At 27.3% G+C, this 16,425-nt stretch carries 13 protein-coding genes and 1 other RNA gene; 2 read left to right on the top strand and 12 right to left on the bottom strand.

Annotated elements, in window-relative coordinates; genetic code table 11:
* Nucleotides 1-31: 31 nt before the first annotated feature.
* The 7 genes from ffs to mutS all read right to left on the bottom strand — a co-directional run bounded on the left by ffs (nucleotide 32) and on the right by mutS (nucleotide 9,367).
* An RNA gene (gene ffs / locus HZY82_RS02565) (signal recognition particle sRNA large type) lies at nucleotides 32-295 on the bottom strand.
* Nucleotides 296-338: 43 nt separating this feature from the next.
* A complete protein-coding gene (locus HZY82_RS02560) occupies nucleotides 339-1,439 on the bottom strand; it encodes a coproporphyrinogen-III oxidase family protein (protein ID WP_135155835.1) in 1,101 nt (366 codons plus the stop codon).
* Entirely contained in the window at nucleotides 1,429-3,246 is a 1,818-nt protein-coding gene (lepA, locus tag HZY82_RS02555) for a translation elongation factor 4 (RefSeq protein WP_135155834.1), read from the bottom strand. The genes HZY82_RS02560 and lepA overlap by 11 nt, the downstream gene beginning before the upstream one ends.
* Before the next feature lie 12 nt (nucleotides 3,247-3,258).
* Nucleotides 3,259-4,050 (bottom strand): RecX family transcriptional regulator, encoded by a 792-nt coding sequence (locus HZY82_RS02550; RefSeq protein ID WP_135155833.1) that lies wholly within the window; start codon nucleotides 4,048-4,050, stop codon nucleotides 3,259-3,261.
* The gene (gene miaA, locus HZY82_RS02545; RefSeq protein WP_135155832.1) at nucleotides 4,047-4,949 is read right to left on the bottom strand and encodes a tRNA (adenosine(37)-N6)-dimethylallyltransferase MiaA; all 903 of its coding nucleotides are present in this window, start codon (nucleotides 4,947-4,949) and stop codon (nucleotides 4,047-4,049) included. Before miaA ends, HZY82_RS02550 begins: the two co-directional genes overlap by 4 nt.
* Before the next feature lie 25 nt (nucleotides 4,950-4,974).
* A complete protein-coding gene (gene mutL, locus HZY82_RS02540) occupies nucleotides 4,975-6,810 on the bottom strand; it encodes a DNA mismatch repair endonuclease MutL (RefSeq protein ID WP_179938583.1) in 1,836 nt (611 codons plus the stop codon).
* Between the two features lie 4 nt (nucleotides 6,811-6,814).
* On the bottom strand, nucleotides 6,815-9,367 hold the full coding sequence (gene mutS / locus HZY82_RS02535; protein WP_135155830.1) for a DNA mismatch repair protein MutS: 2,553 nt from the start codon (nucleotides 9,365-9,367) through the stop codon (nucleotides 6,815-6,817).
* 99 nt (nucleotides 9,368-9,466) lie between these two features.
* Between mutS and HZY82_RS02530 the strand changes: the two genes are divergently transcribed.
* A complete protein-coding gene (locus tag HZY82_RS02530) occupies nucleotides 9,467-10,696 on the top strand; it encodes an FtsW/RodA/SpoVE family cell cycle protein (RefSeq protein WP_135155829.1) in 1,230 nt (409 codons plus the stop codon).
* Between the two features lie 33 nt (nucleotides 10,697-10,729).
* Here HZY82_RS02530 and HZY82_RS02525 read toward each other — a convergent pair whose 3' ends face one another.
* Nucleotides 10,730-11,791 (bottom strand): M42 family metallopeptidase, encoded by a 1,062-nt coding sequence (locus HZY82_RS02525; protein ID WP_135155828.1) that lies wholly within the window; start codon nucleotides 11,789-11,791, stop codon nucleotides 10,730-10,732.
* A 1-nt stretch (nucleotide 11,792) separates the two neighbouring features.
* Nucleotides 11,793-12,068 (bottom strand): hypothetical protein, encoded by a 276-nt coding sequence (locus HZY82_RS02520; protein ID WP_135155827.1) that lies wholly within the window; start codon nucleotides 12,066-12,068, stop codon nucleotides 11,793-11,795.
* Between the two features lie 455 nt (nucleotides 12,069-12,523).
* On the opposite strand from HZY82_RS02520, the gene HZY82_RS02515 reads away from it, so the two are divergent.
* The gene (locus tag HZY82_RS02515; RefSeq protein ID WP_135155826.1) at nucleotides 12,524-13,783 is read left to right on the top strand and encodes a replication-associated recombination protein A; all 1,260 of its coding nucleotides are present in this window, start codon (nucleotides 12,524-12,526) and stop codon (nucleotides 13,781-13,783) included.
* Between the two features lie 216 nt (nucleotides 13,784-13,999).
* On the opposite strand, the gene HZY82_RS02510 is transcribed toward HZY82_RS02515, so the two are convergent.
* From HZY82_RS02510 to prfA, 3 genes are read right to left on the bottom strand one after another with little or no spacing between them, the layout of a single operon-like run.
* Complete coding sequence (locus HZY82_RS02510; RefSeq protein ID WP_135155825.1) at nucleotides 14,000-14,494, bottom strand: GNAT family N-acetyltransferase; 495 nt, start codon at nucleotides 14,492-14,494, stop codon at nucleotides 14,000-14,002.
* Complete coding sequence (prmC, locus tag HZY82_RS02505) at nucleotides 14,495-15,337, bottom strand: peptide chain release factor N(5)-glutamine methyltransferase (protein WP_135155824.1); 843 nt, start codon at nucleotides 15,335-15,337, stop codon at nucleotides 14,495-14,497.
* Nucleotides 15,337-16,425, bottom strand: a complete 1,089-nt coding sequence (prfA, locus tag HZY82_RS02500; RefSeq protein ID WP_135155823.1) for a peptide chain release factor 1 — start codon at nucleotides 16,423-16,425, stop codon at nucleotides 15,337-15,339. The genes prmC and prfA overlap by 1 nt, the downstream gene beginning before the upstream one ends.

Below are 16,425 nucleotides of genomic sequence, written 5' to 3'. Positions count from 1 at the left end.
CATTCCAAATTAATTAACAATCACACAGTATATATGCAACCGAGAGTTGAATAATTTTCACAACCGTTAGTTCAATCGACAGCTCAACCTTGACAAAAACTTGCACCCATAAAAACTTACTTAATGCTGCTTCATTCCTGACCTGACATGGTTCATAAGCATTACGTCACAAGATGCCTCAATCTCAACACTACGTGTTGAACTCGTCATCACAATAACTACCCGAATCTCGGTATTCAGTCTTGCTAAAGCGGCTTGCAAGTACAGGGCACCGCTAACTCCCCACCTAGCATACTAAAATTATAACAAATTTTTAGATGCATTGTCAAATATAGTGTTTATATTTCATCAATCAAAAAATCAGACAGGACCTCACTAGAGTTAAGCAAACCTTTGTTAGTTAATTTTAATATTTTTTTATTTAACTTTAAATTCCCAAAATTTATATGCTTATTTATTATTGAACGGTATATATCTAGTGTATTAAGTAGATATTTTGAATTCAATTCTTCTATATTAATACCTTCCAACAGTTGAAGACCTAAAAAAAATTCTTCCTCTATTCGTTCTTTAAAAGATAAATTTTTAACTGTTTCTATACTAGTCATTCCATTTTCAACTCTATAAATATATTCTTTTATATCACTATAATTTGAATATCTACATCCGTTTATAAAACCATGTGCTCCCGCACCTACGGCATAATACTCTCCTCTTTTCCAATAATTAGAATTATGTATACCTTTAGAATAATTTTTAGAAAAATTTATTAGATCGTATTGACTATATCCTCTATTCTTTAATAAACCAATAATATACTCATATTCAATTTCATTTGTCATATCATTGTTTAGAAATTCATCAAGTGAATAACAAGTCACATGATTAATTTTATAACTTTCAATTTCATCCAATATACTTTCTATAGTACTTCTCTTGTAATTAAGTAATAGTAAATCTGTACTGATATTACTAATACCTTCATTATATAAATTATTAATAGCGGACTCCACATCAATTTTTGAATATTTTAACCCTAAACATTCTTTATCACTTGCTTTAAGAGTTTGAATGGGCATAGAAACTCTATTTATTCCATATTTTTTTAAAATATGTATCCTTTTTTTTTCTAACTCATTAGGCTTAGCTTCAATAGTATATTCATCAAGTTTTAAAATATCAATTTTATTGCAAATAACAGCTAACAAATCTTCCATACTTAAATCTGAAATAAAATTAGGACTACCTCCACCTATATAAATAGTATTTATATTTCCATCTATTTTTAAATTTTCAATTTCTTTTATAATACAGTCTACATATTTATTTACATATTTTTTATTATTTATCATTTCGGCATTATAATTACAATAAGGACACATATAATCACAAAGAGGAATATGTATATATATTCCTCTTTTTATATCATTATTCTTCATCCATCTTTAAAACCGCCATGAATGCATCTTGAGGAACTTCTACACTTCCTACTGCTTTCATTCTTTCCTTACCTTTCTTTTGATTCTCTAATAATTTCTTTTTCCTACTAATATCTCCACCGTAGCATTTTGCAATTACATTTTTACGAACTGCTTTAATAGTTTCTCGAGAAACTATTTTATTTCCAACAGCTGCCTGTACTGGTATTTCAAATTGCTGTCTTGGGATTAATTTTCTAAGTTTTTCAACTATTGCTTTACCTCGATGATATGCAAATTCTCTGTGTACAATAAAGCTTAAGGCATCGACTTGATCTCCATTCAATAAAATATCCATTTTTACTAAATTACTTGCCTGATATCCTGTCATTTCATAATCAAATGAAGCATAACCTTTAGTATTAGATTTTAACTGATCAAAGAAATCAAATACTATTTCTGACAAGGGCATATCATACGTAATATTTACCCTAGTAGAATCAATATAATCCATATTTATAAATGTACCACGCTTCTTCTGACATAATTCCATTACAGATCCCACATAATCGTTAGGTACCATTACACTTGATTTAACATAAGGCTCTTTTATTTGCACTATTTTCTGTGGTTCTGGCATCTCTGATGGATTAGATACTTCTATAGTAGAACCATCTGTCAATTCAACTTTGTATATAACCGAAGGAGCTGTTGCAATAATTTCTATATTAAATTCTCGTTCAATACGCTCTTGAATTATTTCCATATGCAACATTCCTAAAAAACCACATCTAAATCCAAAACCTAGAGCTTGAGATGTCTCTGCCTCAAACTGCAGAGCAGAATCATTAATTTCTAATTTTTCAAGTGCTTCTCGTAAATCATTATATTTAGCTGAGTCTATAGGGTATAAACCACAATACACCATTGGATTTAATTTACGATATCCTGGCAGCGCTACTTTTGCAGGATTTGTTGCTAAAGTTATAGTATCTCCCACACTTGTTTCACTTACATTTTTAATAGATGCACAAATATATCCTACATCTCCAACTGTAAGCTCATCTACTTGTTGTTCTTTAGGTGTGTGAATACCTACTTCTGTTACATCAAATACACTTCCTGTAGACATCATCTTGATTTTATCTCCTGGTTTTACACTTCCATTCTTAATTCTTACAGAAACAACCACTCCTCTATACGGATCATAAACTGAATCAAAAATAAGAGCTTGCAATGATTTATTTGAATCTCCATCTGGAGATGGTATATATTCAACTATCTGCTCTAAAATTTCTTCAATACCTATTCCTGATTTGGCGGACGCCAATACTATATTATCAGTCGGTAATCCTATGACATCCTCAATTTCCATTTTTACTTTTTCTGGATCAGCTGCTGGTAAATCTATCTTATTAATTATAGGGATAATCTCTAAATTATTATCTAATGCTAAATAAACATTAGCCAATGTTTGTGCTTCAATACCTTGAGCAGCATCAACCACTAGTATTGCACCTTCACACGCTGCCAAAGAACGAGATACTTCATAAGTAAAATCCACATGCCCTGGCGTATCTATAAGGTGAAATATATACTCTTCTCCATTGTTAGCCGTATAATTAAGTTTAACAGCGTTTAACTTTATAGTTATTCCTCGTTCCCTCTCTATATCCATAGAATCTAGAAGTTGAGCTTTCATTTCCCTAGATTCAATAGCTTTTGTTTTTTCTAAAATTCTATCGGCTAAAGTAGATTTTCCATGATCTATATGAGCGATTATAGAAAAGTTTCTTATTTTTTTTTGCCTTTCATTTCTTTTATCCATATGTATCTTCCTTTAATATTCTATTTGAGATAAATAATCCATTATACTATCGTAAGAAAATCCATCTCTCATTAATTTTTCTATAACTTTTTGTTTTAACTTATACCTATCTTTATATTTCTTCGATAGTTTAGAATAAGCTTTTTTATAATATTTTTCAATAATATCTTTATCTTTTTTACGTGAATCTTTCTCATCTAAAAACTGCGAAAAGACATCTTTTATTATATCAAAAGAATATCCATTTGTGTAAAGTTTAGTAGTAATTTTTTGAATTTTCTTATTTTCTGGTAATATCCCCTTATTAAATTCTTTAAGAATTAATTTATATATATTATTACGAATTTGCTTATCCGTACATATATTTAAAATCGTACTCTCTATATATTCTTCCAATATTTTTTTACTTTTAAGTTGTTTTCTTATGTACTCTGGTCCTTTATATTTAAAGAAAAATCTATCTCTTGTATAAACCTGTGCATAATTAAAATCATCAATATACTTAAGTTTTCTTAACTTTTTTATTGCAAATACAATACTCTCTTCTGAAAATTCCTTTTTTAATAAATATTCACCTATTTCATATTCTGTTTTTATTCCATAACTAAGGTAGTTAAGAGAAAAAGTAAATGCAGATTCATTTTTATCATGAATTTTAATATTCACTAGTTCTTCTTCGGTAATTTCTTTATTTTTATAAAGATTGTACTTAATAATTGTATCTTCATGAAGATACACCTCATCTTGATTTTCTAATACTAGTTTATAAAACTTCTTTAATTTAGCAACATTACTTATCTTCATTTAAAATTATTACCTAAAAATCTCTCAATATTCTTTTCTATATCTGTATAATCAGTTTTCTCTAAATCATACCAATATTTATCTACTAACTTATTTCTAAACCATGTAAGTTGTCTTTTAGCATATCTTCTAGAATTTTGAGCTATCTCCTCTATCATTTTTTCTTTAGATATATCTCCATCTAAATAATTAAGTACCTCTTTATAGCCTATGGAAGACATTGCTTGTAAGTCACGACCGTAACTTATCTCTATATTTCTAACTTCTTCAATTAGTCCTTCTTTTATCATCTTAGCTACTCTTTTATTTATTCTGTCATATATAATTTTTCTTGGTCTATCTAGAACTATTACATGAGGAGCATATTTATAAAATATATTTCCACCATTTTTATTATCAGCTGTTGACTTTCCAGAAGAAATTACATTATTATATGCATTTATAACCCTTCTTCCATTTTTTAAATCTAAATCTTCATATGTATCTGGAAAATTAATTTTCAAATATTTCAACATTTCCTCTAAACTGACTTTCTTTATACCTGTATCTCTTTGAACGAAACAATAATCATATATAACAGCATTCATATAATATCCACTTCCCCCAATTAATATAGGAATCTTCCCCTTATTATATATTTCTTCTATTTTTTTTCTTGCTATTTTTTGAAAATCATACACCGAAAATTTTTGTGTTGGATCTAAAATATCAATTAAATGATGTTTTACTCCCTCCATCTCATCTTTTTTAACTTTTGCAGATCCAATATCAAATTCTTTATATATTTGAACACTGTCTATTGATATAATCTCTGCATCAAATTTTTTAGCTAATTGTATACTTAAAGTTGTTTTTCCAACTGCTGTTGCTCCTACAATTGAAATAATAGGGATTTTCATATTATCTTTACCTCTTAACAATATTTTAAACAATTCTTTTAAACATCTTTTCTAAGTCAGTCTTACTCAACTTACTTATAATAGGTCTTCCATGAGGACAAGTAAATGGATTTTCACAAGAATATAAATCATCCACCACTTTTCTCATTTCATCTATGCTTAATACTTGATTAGCTTTTATAGATGCTTTACAGCTGGCCATTGCAATTGCATCATGCCTTAAATCTTTAAAAGTTATTGACTTGTTTTTAACAATTTTTTCTATTATTTCTCTTACTGTCCCCTCTATATCTTCTTGTATCCATATCGGATAATACCTTAAAATATAGGCATTATTTCCAAATTCTTGTAAATCAATTTGCAATTCTGTTAGTCTATATAATATATCTTTAATATTACTCATTTCATTAGGTGAAAAATTAAATACAATTGGAATTAATAATTGTTTGGCAGCATACTTTTGTTCAGAAAAAAGTTTTTGAAATTTTTCAAAATTATATCTTTCCTGTGCTGCATGTTGATCTATAAGATATAATTCATCTCCTGTTTCTCCAAGAATATAAGTTTTAAATAATTGTGTTATTACCTTTATTTGAGGTAATTTTTTTTCTGAAAAATTATTATCTACTTCTTCTATCATCGATTCACTGTTACTATCAAAAAACACTACTTCATCATTTATATCGAAAACATAATTAAAATTATCAGCTTCATTTATAGTATTTATATTAGAAAGATCACTTATTTCTTCACTATTAATATCATTTTTTTCTGTTTTAACAACAAAATGACTATCTAAGTAATCTGTAAAATCTAATTGTTCCGCTTGTTTTTCTTTTTTTCTAATAACATTATTTATTCCATCAGGTATATAAGTTGCATTAGATAGTCTTTCTTGTATTCCAGATTTTATTATTTCTATCAGTTCAGATTCTTTAGATAATCTAACTTCTTGTTTTGTCGGATGTACATTGACATCTAATAAAACTGGATTCATTCCAATATTCAAAATTACTATTGGATATCTATTTTTCATCAATAATGTTCCATATGCATCTATGACTGCATTTTGTATAGAATAATTTTTAATATATCTTCCATTGATGAAGATATTTATATAACTTTTATTAGATCTAGTTTCTTCTGGATTAGAAATAAATGCAGAAACTTTATAATCATCATTTTCTTTAATGAGTTCCATCATATTTTTTGCAATAGAAAAATTATAAACTTTAGATATTAATTTCCTAATATCACCATCACCATAGGTTTTTAGTATAATTTTATCATCCATCAGTAATTCAAAAGATACATTTGGATTAGATAAAGCAATTTTTTGAACGATAGTTGTTATTGCCGCTTGTTCCGTATATTTATTTTTTAAATATTTTAATCGAGCTGGAGTATTAAAAAATAAATTTCTTATAGAAATATCTGTCCCTTTAATAGGAGCATAATAAGTATTATTTTTTATTTTCCCACCACTTATTTCTAATAATTTCCCTTGTTTTTCCCCCGAACAAGATTTTATTTCTATATTAGAAACAGATGCAATACTAGCTAATGCCTCTCCTCTGAATCCTAAAGTTTCTATATGAAATAAGTCATAGTCTGATTTAATTTTACTAGTAGCATGACGCATAAACGCTTTTTCTATATCATCATTAGCAATACCTTCACCATTATCAATTATTCTTATTTCTTCAATTCCAAATTCTTTAATTATAATTTTTATATTATCACTACCCGCATCTAAAGAATTTTCTAATAATTCTTTTACAACTGAAGCAGGTCGTTCAACAACCTCTCCTGCAGCAATTTTGTCAGAGAGTGTTTCTGATAAAATATTTATTATACCCATATATCTACCTCTTATTTAAATTATCTTTCAACTTACCTAATATATTTATTGCTTGAAGAGGTGTTGTATTTAATAAATCTATATTACTCAAAATTTTTTCAACTTCCCCATACTTTTCTAATTCACTATCATTATCCAAATCAAATGATAATTTAGTATAAGTTTTATTTTCTGTCTCTTCTTTTTTTTCTATTTTTTTATTCGGTAATATATTCCGTACATTTCCCTGTTCTAAATCTATAAGAATATTATTAGCATTTTCTATAATTTCACTTGGCAACTCAGCTAATTGCGCAACATGAATTCCATAACTTTTTTCAATAGCTCCATACTTTACCTTATATAAAAAAAATAATCGTCCATTTTCTTCTTTTGCAGTTACATGAATATTTCTAATACCTTGCTCAATATTTTCTAATTTTGTTAATTCATGATAGTGAGTTGAAAACAATGTCTTACATCCTATTTTCTTATTAATGTATTCCAATATAGCTTGTGCTAATGCAATACCATCATACGTAGATGTACCTCTTCCAATTTCATCAAAAATTAATAAAGAATCCTTAGTAGACTCTACTAAAGCTTTTTTAGCTTCTATCATCTCAACCATAAATGTAGATTTCCCGCCCGCTAAATCATCCGAAGCACCTATTCTTGTAAAAATCTTATCAAAAATTGGTAAATTTGCTTTACTACAAGGAACATATGAACCTATTTGGGCCAGAATAACAATTAAAGCTAATTGCCGCATATAAGTAGACTTACCAGACATATTAGGCCCTGTTATAAGTAAAATATTATCTTTCTTAGAAAATTTACAATCATTACTCACATAAGTATCTGATCTGACCATTCTCTCAACAATTGGATGTCTGGCTTCTTTTATATCCACTATCTTATTAAAATTGAAACTGGGTCTTACATAATTATACTCTTCCGCAACATTTGCTAGTGCTATATATACATCTAATTCACTTAATTTATCTGCTAATTTTTGTAGATCTGGTATATATTTTTTAACCCTTTCTTTCACTTCTTGAAATAAAGATACTTCCAACTCTTCAATATTTGAAGAGGAATTTAAAATATATTCTTCTATTTTTTTTAATTCTTCTGAAATATATCGCTCATTATTCGATAAGGTTTGTTTCCTTATATATCCTAAAGCATCTGTATCTAAATCCTTTAAAGATGTTTTTGTAATTTCAATATAGTATCCAAATATCTTATTATATCCAATTTTAAGATTCTTAATTCCTGTTCTTTTCTTCTCTTTTTGTTCTACTTCTAATAACATTCTACTAGCATTTTCTTTAGCATGCCTATATCTATCTAAGTCTTCATTATAATTTTTCTTTATTACATTTCCTTCTTTGATAGTATTTCCAGCTTGTTCGTTAATAGAAATTTGTAAAAATTCATTAAGATCCGATAATGAATCCAAGCCTTGATTTAATTCATCAATATTATCAGATGATATTGTTTGCAATATTGATTTAATTTCAGGAATTTTTTTGATTGTATTTTTTAAATTAAGTAATTCTTTAGGTGTAATTATATTATATGCTAATTTTGTAGATATTCTTTCTAAATCATAAACATCTCTCAATGCATTTTGAATTTCTATTCTTTCGAAATAATGGGATATAAAATCTGATACTACTTTCTGTCTTTTGTTAATCTTATCTAAATTAACAAGCGGATTTTCTAACCAAAATTTTATTTTTCTAGAACCTGCAGATGTCTTTGTTTTATCAATAACACTTAGTAATGATCCCTTTTTACTAGAAGTAGACATATTTTGACTTATTTCTAAATTCTTAAGTGAGTAATTCGTCATATAAAGATATCTATCTTTGGAATATATTTCAAAATCTTTAATATTATTAACATCGATTGCTTGAGTATCTTCTATATATTTTAACAAATTATTACATACTAATTTTTGATATTTATTACTTATATTTTTAGTATTGAAATATTCTAAATTTACATCAATATTCTTAGTTGTTAAGTATATTTGATTTAATTTTTTGAGAGCATTATCTAAATTTAAAATCTCTTTTATATTCTTTTTAGAAATTTCATCTAAAACTTCTTCTAATGTAGCGAAAACAATACTCTTTGCATCACCTGTCATTATATCTACAAATGATAAATAATAATCATTATTCTTATAAATAGCTCCTAAATAATTATTTTCGTCCAGGTTTTTATAATACATATAGGTTCCCGGTGTCACGACACGAACCACTTTTCGCTCAACTATTTTTCCTTGTTTGGCCGGTGTTACCTGCTCACATATAGCAACCTTGTACCCAGAATTTACTAAAACATCAATATAGGAAGCTGACGAATGAAAGGGAACACCACACATTGGGATTTTTTCTTCACCACCAGCTTCTCGACCCGTTAATGTTATTTCTAATATTTTTGAAGCTTTTATTGCATCCTCAAAAAACATTTCATAAAAATCTCCTAATCTATAAAATAAAAAACAATCCTCATATTCTTTTTTTATTTCTAGGTATTGTTCTATCATTGGAGTATATTTCATAAAAAACACCTACTTTCTTAAATTTTAAACTAACTTATTATCATTGCATTTAAATTCCCACTAGTGTATAATTATTGCAAATGATAAGGAGTTGATTATTTGAAAAATTTTTTAACAGATAAGGGAAACATAATTTTAATTTTATTTTATTTCATACTATCGATTTTCAGTATAGTTTCAATATACTTAGCTGAATATGGTAACAGAACTAGTACTACCTTATTCATTAAACAAATTTTATTTTTTATACTTTCATTTGGGATAATATACTTAATTCAGAAAATTGACATATTTACAATAGAAAAATTTAGTATTGCTATGTATCTGTTTAGTATAGCTGCACTTCTTCTACTATTAATAACACCCGAAAATATAGCTCCTACTATAAATGGTGCTAAAGCTTGGTTTAATTTTGGATTTTTCACCTTACAGCCCTCTGAATTCGCCAAAATTTCAACTGTTGCTCTTATTTGCCTAGTACTTAAACAGGAAAAATTTTATAAATCAGCAGATATACTTAAACTATTAACCTTAGGGATTATTGTAGCAATTCCTTTCTTTTTAATAGTTAAAGAAAATGACTTAGGAAATGCATTGTTTTTTATATTCCTATTTTTATTATTAACATTTATTGTATCTAATAAAAATAAAACTTTTCTACGGATATATCTATTATTATTATCTTTGATAAGTGTTATTATTCTATCTGCACTATTCTTCCCTAGATTTCTAAATGTATTTGGTTTTAAAAGCTATCAATCAAATCGAATACTTTCTTGGATTTATCCTGAAGAATTTAAGAATGATTTTTCTTATCAAAGTAATTTAGTCTTAAACGAGATAGCAAAAGGTAGTCTGACTGGAACTATATCAAAAAATATTACTCACATACCAGAATTACACAATGATTTTATTTTTTCCGTTATAGCAAAAAATTTCGGTTTTATAGGTAGTTTCATATTCATAGCAACCTATTTAATATTTTTGCTATATATTCTTAGAATTGTAAAAAAATGTAATCATGGTAATTTCAGTTATTATTTCTTAATACTAGCTGTCTTTACTCTTGCATTTCCATTTATTATAAATACTTATTCTACTACTGGATTATTGCCTGTAGTAGGTATAAGTTTACCTTTCATCAGTTACGGTGGAAGTTCATTACTTGCAAATTCTATTCTTTTTGCTATTCTATTAAAAATTAATAATACTATTTATTATGAACAATTAGCTGATTTTGAAGAGAAATATGATTATATGGATAAAAATATTTCGGATTTTGACGAAATAGATATGATTTCCTATAACGATACAGATCAGCAAATCTAATTTAAGGGTCTGGGATAACATCCCAGACCTTTTTTATAAACGTATATACTTAATAAACTCATCATTTAACTCTTCAGTAATATGTTTAACTATTGCTTTAGCAGATAAATAGTCCCGTATATCAATCATAGAATTATGACTATGTATATATCTTCCACAAATCCCTATAACAGCAGTAGGTATTCCCAATAAGCTTTGATGTATTGCTCCAGCATCTGTTCCACCTGGAGATGTAAAATATTGATACTTAATTTCATTTTTTTGTGCTAAACCTATAATTTTTTCTCTTAGATTTCCTCTTAAAATCATAGTTCTATCCATTAGTCTAACTAAAAATCCTTCTCCTAATTTTCCATTAACTTCCCTATTCATACCCATGTCATTGGCTGGACTACAATCAACAATTAGCGCAAGATCAGGTTTAACCATATTTGCTGCAATACTAGCCCCTCTTAATCCAACTTCTTCTTGTACGGTCGAACAAACCACTAAATTGCAATCAAGCTCTTTAGTTGATAATTCTTTTAAAACTTCAATTATTAAGGCACAACCATATCTATTATCAAAAGCTTTGGCTAATATACGATTTTCAGTTAATCTTTCGAATTCAGTTCTTGGAGTAACAATATCTCCTTCTTTAATTCCCCAACTTCTCACATCATTCTCAGATTCTGCACCTACATCAATAACCATCTCAGAAATCTTAATTCCCATTTCTTTATCCGATATAAAATGCTTAGGTACTGCCGGAATAACCCCCACGAATTTCTTACCTTCACAAGTTGTAATTGTAAATTTTTGAGTTAATAAAGTATCCTCTCTAAAACCACCTAAAGTTTCGAACTTTAGAAAACCATTAGGTAATATTTTTGTAATCATAAATCCTATCTCATCCATATGTGCGGCAATCATTAATGTTTTTGAATTTGGATTTTTAGAATATTTATACGCGTATACTCCGCCTAGGTTATCTCTTCTAATTTCATCTGCATACGGACTTAAATTTTTTATTAAATACTCTGCTACTTCCTTTTCAAAACCTGCTACTGCATCTAAATAGGTTAATTCTTTTAAAATTTTTATTGAATTTTCCATCCTAAACCTCTGTAAATGCTGTAATTTTATTTTCTATTTTACTAAATATAACTTTGTAATTTTTTTGTTTGAAATCTGTAAATACAAATTCCAAATAATTATTTTCAATTAAATTAAAATACCAAGAATCTTTAATTTCCAGACCTCTTGCAAATATTTGTTTCTTACATTCTTCCACGTATCCATCTTCTCTTTTTACAGTATCTATTTTTTTGTATATTGCATATACAGCTGCCCCTAGTGAAAAAAATAAAATTATATTTTTTAATGTTTTCATTCTTAACCCCTCTTTCTTGCCAACCAATCTTAATAGTAATTATTATAATAATTGTATCATATATTAGTTGCAATTACACTACATAACACTATAAAGCATAAAAAGCGACAATATAGTATTTTTAACAAGAAAGATAAATATATGATATCATCTAAAATTTGACAAATATTTGTAGAAATACGATAATTTTAATTAATTATTATATGCTACGCACTTTATTCAAAATCAATACTCCAGTAGTAGCTATTCAAAAAATATTTAAATATTCTGCAATAAAAATAATATATATTCATGTAGTTAATATATATTAAACTTCTGGAATTTTTAAAAATACAGTAATTTTATTTATATTTTCTACAAACTTAACTTTAAAATACTGATATAGTAAAATTTAAAAAATTGATTATAAAACTATATCTAAATCTATACTTTTAATTACTAAAGAAAGGGATTATATGCAATCATTAAATAATAAACTAAGACCAAAATTTTTGAAAGATGTTGTTGGACAAAATCATTTAATAGGAGAGGGTCGTGTATTGAATAAAATAGTTGAAACTAACTCCATGTTTTCATTCATACTTTATGGATTACCAGGAATCGGCAAAACAACTATAGCTTCTGCACTAGCTAATGAATTAGACTATAAATTCAAAATTTTAAATGCTGTTAATTGTAGTAAAAAAGATTTAACCGATATAATTTTAGAGTCAAAAAGATTTAAGAAAGTACTCCTTTTACTAGATGAATTTCATAGATTAACTAAACCTATGCAAGATATACTTTTACCAGAAATAGAATATGAAAATATATTCGTTATTGGCTGTACAACTCAAAATCCTTATCACAGTGTAGCTCCTGCTATTCGTTCTAGATTAAAAATATTTGAATTAAAACCTTTAGAGGAACAAGAAATATCAGATTATTTAAAAAAAATAAGTTCTAACAAAGAGATATTCATAAAAAATACTAAAATAGAAGAAAATGTTTTTAAAATAATTTCTAAAAGTTCCTCAGGAGATTTAAGATTCGCTATAAATACACTAGAAATTTTGTATAATTTATCAAATGAAGGAGAGATTATTGATAATGATTATCTTTTTAAATTAAATATAGGTAATTTTAGGTCTTATGACAAAGATGGTGATTATTTTTATAACACTATATCTGCCTTACAAAAATCAATTCGTGGTAGTGATGTAGATGCTTCTTTATATTATCTTGCACTTCTTATAGATAGTGGTGATTTAGAGACGATTTGTCGTAGACTTAGTGTTATCGCCTATGAAGATATAGGATTAGCTAACCCTAGTATTGGTTCTTTTGTTCATGCCGCTATCACAAGCGCAAAATCATTAGGATTTCCTGAAGCTAGAATTCCCTTAGCTAATATTGTAATTCAATTAGCATTATCTCCTAAATCTAATTCTGCTTATGTGGCTATCGATGCCGCACTAAAGGTATTGAATAAAAACCCAAACTTTGAAATTCCTAATCATCTAAAAGATTCTCACTATCAAGGTGCCTCAGAATTAGGAGCAGGTGTTGAATATAAATACCCTCATTCATATCCTAATAACTACGTTAAACAGAACTATTTGCCTAAAAAATTACAAGGTAGTAAATTTTATATCCCAAACATTAATAATAAAAATGAAAAAAATTTAGCTCTATATCAAGAATTTTTAAAAACATTAAATAAAAAGAAGATTTAAGGCCAAAATTGCCCACTAATCTTCTTTTTTATTTTTTTCTATGGTTATTCTTCATAACAACATACTAATAACTTTTTAATTTCCCTTAACTACATATATTGAATATATTTTTTAATTCAATTTTCATTATAAATTTAGATATCTATAGCAAAAATTTCTATTTTCTCCTTTTTATTAAGTTATATTTAAATAAAATATTACATCCGCTTTTCCTTCTTATTGAGTTCCTTCGTAAACTTTATTATCAAATCCCCCTATTTTAAAACTATTTTTCAAATAAAATAAACAAGCTAATAGATTATTATCTTGTGTTTGAGTATAAATTCCATTGTATGAATACTCTTTTTCCACTTCTTTTCCTTTATTTATCAACAATTTTCCTATAGATTTGTTGATAAATTCATTCTTCACTTTCAAATCATAAAGATATAGATATTTATTCCAATTATGTTTATAAACAGCTAGTCCTACTACCTCATTTTTATAATAAGCAGCAACAAAAATATACTCTTCCTTCATAAGCTCATAATTATAATTTTCATTAGGAAAAATTTGACTACCTATATTGTCTTCAGAAAAGATCTGAATATCATTTCCCCATTCTTCATTCATATATTTAGGAACAAATCTTCCTATTAGATCAAACTTTCCATTCTTTAAATTTATATCCTTAGATAAACTTTCATCAATTATTCGTATAATAACATCCACTTACTTCTCCTTAGATAAAATAGCAATTCTATCTTTACTATTTATATCTTTTATTATTTGACATATAAATTTATGATTATTTGCAATATCTTGTATTTTTTCTCTTTGATTATATCCTATTTCAAAATATATTATTCCATCTTCTTCTAAATATTTATCTGCACTTTCTATTATTCGTTTATAAAAAAACATACCCTCTTCTTTAGCAAATAGAGCTAGATGAGGATCATAGTCTAATACATTTTTTTTTATCGTAGACATATCCTCATATGGAATATATGGAGGATTAGAAACAATGACATCAAACTTATCTTCAATATTTTCAAATAAGTTTGATTCAATAAAGTGCACACTTGATTGTAATAACTCTGCATTTCTTCTAGCAACTTGTAGTGCTTCTTTTGATATATCACTTGCAGTTATTGACGTCGCTATTTTTAATTCCTTTTCTAAAGTTATTCCTATTATCCCTGATCCTGTACATAAATCTAAAATTTTCAAATACTTTTTATCACAATATTTAAAATCATCCAAAATTTTATATATTAATTCTTCTGTTTCCATCCTTGGAGATAAAACATTTTTGTTAACTTTAAATTTTCGATTATAGAAATATTCAAAACCAGCTAAATGACTAAGTGGTGTATCTTTTTCTATATGTTCTTCTATTAACCCAAAATATTTATTTTCTAGTTCTTTCTCCAATTCTGCATCCATATTATAATTAAATTTTCCGCTATTCTCATCAAGTATATATTGAAGTAAAAATTTCGCTATAGATTCTTCTTTCGCTTGTTCTCTTAAAAGAAAACAAGCCTTTTCCAAAGCTTGCCTTCTTTTCATTATAATTCATCCCCTTTATTAAGCTCTGCCATTTTTTCTGTTTGTTCTGCTATACGCAAAGCTTCCATAACTTCATCTAATTTTCCTTCCATAATTTGATCCAATTTTTGAATAGTTAATCCTATACGGTGATCTGTTAAACGATTTTGCGGATAATTATATGTCCTAATACGCTCTGAACGATCTCCAGTTCCTACTTTTGATTTACGTTCTGCATCATGTTTAGCCTGTTCCTGTTGTTGAAACATATCATAAACTCGAGCACGAAGAATTTTCATTGCTTTTTCTTTATTCTTAATTTGTGAACGTTCATCTTGCATAGATACTACAACACCAGTAGGCATATGTGTTAAACGAACTGCTGACATTGTAGTATTTACTGATTGGCCTCCTGCTCCAGAGGATGCAAATGTGTCAACACGAATATCATTTTCATTAATATCTACTTCAACCTCTTCAACTTCTGGTAAAACCACCACTGTTGCTGTAGAAGTATGGATACGACCACTCGATTCTGTTGATGGAACACGTTGAACACGATGAGCTCCCGATTCAAATTTCATTTTAGAATATACTTCTTCTCCTGATACAACAAATGTAGCTTCCTTTACTCCACCAATACCAATTTCAGAACGCTCTAAGATATCCACTTTCCATCCCTGAGATTCAGCGTACCTAGTATACATTCTCAAAAGGTCTCCAGCAAATAATGCAGCCTCATCTCCTCCTGCTGCTCCACGAACTTCGACTACTACATTTTTAGAGTCATTAGGATCTTTAGGTAATAATAATATTTTTAATTCTTCCTCCAATGGCGCAAGAGATGGTTCTAATTCTTTTAATTCCTCTTGCATCATTTCTTTCATATCTTTATCTTCTTCAATCTCAAGAAGTTCTTTTGTCTCTTCAATTTGTTTTACAATTGACTTATATTCTCTAAATACAGTAACTGTTTTTTCTATTGATCTCTGTTCTTTTGATAATTCCATAAGTTTCTTAGTATTACTAACTATATCTGGATCACTTAATAACTCATTTAGTTTTTCATAGCGTTCTTCTACAATTTCAAGTTGATTTAATATTTCCAT

The sequence above is a fragment of the Gemella sp. GL1 genome (assembly GCF_013415365.1).
Classification (GTDB): Bacteria; Bacillota; Bacilli; order Staphylococcales; family Gemellaceae; genus Gemelliphila.
Note: the sequence above shows the minus strand (reverse complement) of the source record. Positions and strands in the feature narration are given on the sequence as shown.

Bases quoted from the DNA above. Each gene is read 5' to 3' on its own strand.
- HZY82_RS02520 (WP_135155827.1), bottom strand. From the start codon at position 12,068: ATGAAAACATTAAAAAATATAATTTTATTTTTTTCACTAGGGGCAGCT.
- HZY82_RS02515 (WP_135155826.1), top strand. From the start codon at position 12,524: ATGCAATCATTAAATAATAAACTAAGACCAAAATTTTTGAAAGATGTT.
- miaA (WP_135155832.1), bottom strand. From the start codon at position 4,949: ATGAAAATCCCTATTATTTCAATTGTAGGAGCAACAGCAGTTGGAAAA.
- HZY82_RS02550 (WP_135155833.1), bottom strand. From the start codon at position 4,050: ATGAAGATAAGTAATGTTGCTAAATTAAAGAAGTTTTATAAACTAGTA.
- mutS (WP_135155830.1), bottom strand. From the start codon at position 9,367: ATGAAATATACTCCAATGATAGAACAATACCTAGAAATAAAAAAAGAA.
- lepA (WP_135155834.1), bottom strand. From the start codon at position 3,246: ATGGATAAAAGAAATGAAAGGCAAAAAAAAATAAGAAACTTTTCTATA.
- HZY82_RS02560 (WP_135155835.1), bottom strand. From the start codon at position 1,439: ATGAAGAATAATGATATAAAAAGAGGAATATATATACATATTCCTCTT.
- prmC (WP_135155824.1), bottom strand. From the start codon at position 15,337: ATGAAAAGAAGGCAAGCTTTGGAAAAGGCTTGTTTTCTTTTAAGAGAA.
- mutL (WP_179938583.1), bottom strand. From the start codon at position 6,810: ATGGGTATAATAAATATTTTATCAGAAACACTCTCTGACAAAATTGCT.
- HZY82_RS02525 (WP_135155828.1), bottom strand. From the start codon at position 11,791: ATGGAAAATTCAATAAAAATTTTAAAAGAATTAACCTATTTAGATGCA.
- prfA (WP_135155823.1), bottom strand. From the start codon at position 16,425: ATGGAAATATTAAATCAACTTGAAATTGTAGAAGAACGCTATGAAAAA.